Raw genomic sequence first — 2,070 nt, 5'->3', positions numbered from 1 at the left:
GGATTCGGCAGTCGGCATGATCTTGTCCTTTGTCGCAGGTGCGGCTGTCAAGCCCCGGTGGGCGGGTTCCCGCTCGAACGCGAAGCCACGGTAGCCGTCCTGCACAGCAGCGGCACAATGCTCTCGGTACTTCAAGAACCCGCCCGTGAAGAGCGTGAGCCCCTGCGGCTTGTCCTTGACATTCGCGCCGACGTACCAGGTCTTGGCCTTGGACAGGAGCGTGCGCTGGGAGAGCGTGTAGACGAGGTCCATCCAGCCGTCTTCGGACTCCTTGGTTGGCTCGATGGTCGACAGGCCGTTCTTGTCCATGTGCGCCATGGCCGCCGCGATCCAGTCGACATCGTGCTCGCTGATCCTGATGATGTTGGCGAGCGCGGCGGGGCCGTTGGGCCCGGTGGTCATGAAAAGGTTGGGGAAGCCTTCCATCATGAGGCCGAGAAAGGACCGCGCTCCATCCTTCCACTTGTCATTCACGTTGCGGCCCTGGCGACCGACGACGTCGAAGGCCAGCAGCGCGCCGGTGAGTCCGTCGTAGCCGGTGGCGAAGATGAGCATGTCGAGTTCGACTTCGCCCGATGGCGTCTTCACGCCCTTCTCCGTGATCTCCAAAATCGGGTCGGTGAAGCAATCGACCAGGTGGACGTTCGGCTGGTTGAAGGTCTCGTAGTAGCTGGAGTCGAGGCACGGGCGGCGGGCGAAGATGGGATAGCCGCGCGGCTTCAGCTTCTCGGCGGTCTCCGGGTCTTTCACGACTTCGCCGATCTTGCTGCGCACGAATTCCGCAACCTGCTCGTTGGCCTCCGGATTGGTCATCAGATCCGAGAAAGTGCCGAGCATGGCGAGTCCACCGTTCTTCCAGGCATCTTCCAGAAGCTGGCGCCGCTGCGCCGGCGTCACGCTGAAGAAGGCGCGGGTGGACTGGGGGCGCACGCCGCCGACCGCACTGTTGCGGGCGGCCTCACGGATCCCGGCATAGTTTCGTTTGACCTCCGCCACATAGTCCGGTTCGAGCTGTTCGTTGCGCATCGGCATGGTGAAGCTCGGCGTGCGCTGGAAGACGAACAGCTCTCCAGCCTGCTTGCCGACTTCTTGCACGATCTGGATGCCGGTCGAGCCGGTGCCGATGACACCCACCCGCTTGCCTTCGAAGCTGACGGGTTCGTGCGGCCATCTGCCGGCGCGCAGCAGTTGGCCCCGGTAACGGTCAATGCCGGGAACGTCGGGGTCCTTCGGAATCGACAGAGGGCCGGTCGCCATGATGCAGTAGGTCRCCTCGAACGTGTCGCCGCGATGGGTTGTCACCGTCCACAGCTTGCGCGTTTCGTCCCAGACCGCGCCGGTCACGCGCGTATTGAACTGGATGTGCTTGCGCAGATCGAGCCGGTCGGCGACGAAATTGATGTAGCGAAGGAGTTCCGGCTGGTCGGCGAATTGTTCAGACCAGGTCCATTCCTGCTCGATCTCGGGAGAGAAGGAAAAGCTGTAGTCGATGCTCGGCAAGTCGACGCGAGCGCCTGGGTATCGGTTCCAGTACCACACGCCGCCGACGTCGTCGCCCGCCTCGAACCCTGCAATGCTCAGGCCCATCTCGCGAAATCGGTAGAGGGCATACATGCCTCCAAAGCCCGCGCCAACCACGATCACGTCCAGCCGCTTGGCGTCTGTGTCCCCGTCCTGCATTGCATTCCTATTGCTCACGGCGTTTCCTCAATGTGTGACTTGAGATATTAGATTACCTGTCGACAGGTAAACATAATATGCGTGGAAACCCTGCATGCCGATTCGTCGCACACGAGACTGTCTGTCGACGCGGGGCGGCAGTCTAATTTGCGAAGTGCTCACGCACGCAGAACGTACCCATAAGGAAAGACAATGTTTGCCGAACCCTCCGCCAAGACCACCGAACTCCTGCAGCGCCTGCGCCAGTTCTTCGACCAACACATCTATCCCAACGAGGAGCGCTACCACCGCGAGATGGACGCATTCCGCCGCGAGGGCAATGCGTGGCAGGTCTCGCCGCTGATCGAGGAGCTCAAGCCGCTCGCGCGGGCGGCCGGGCTGTGGAACATG

General features: G+C 62.2%; 1 protein-coding gene and 1 pseudogene. One reads left to right on the top strand and one right to left on the bottom strand.

What is annotated here, in order from left to right; translation table 11 throughout:
- The coding region (locus tag AC1DY5_RS53090) for a flavin-containing monooxygenase (RefSeq protein ID WP_478122259.1) at window positions 1-1,698 on the bottom strand (1,698 nt) is incomplete at its 3' end.
- Window positions 1,699-1,872: 174 nt separating this feature from the next.
- Between AC1DY5_RS53090 and AC1DY5_RS53085 the strand changes: the two are divergent.
- Window positions 1,873-2,070 (top strand): annotated as a pseudogene (locus AC1DY5_RS53085) (acyl-CoA dehydrogenase); the annotation flags it as partial.

The organism is Variovorax sp. P4_D9 (assembly GCF_056401695.1).
This window is presented reverse-complemented; position numbering and strand designations above follow the sequence as displayed.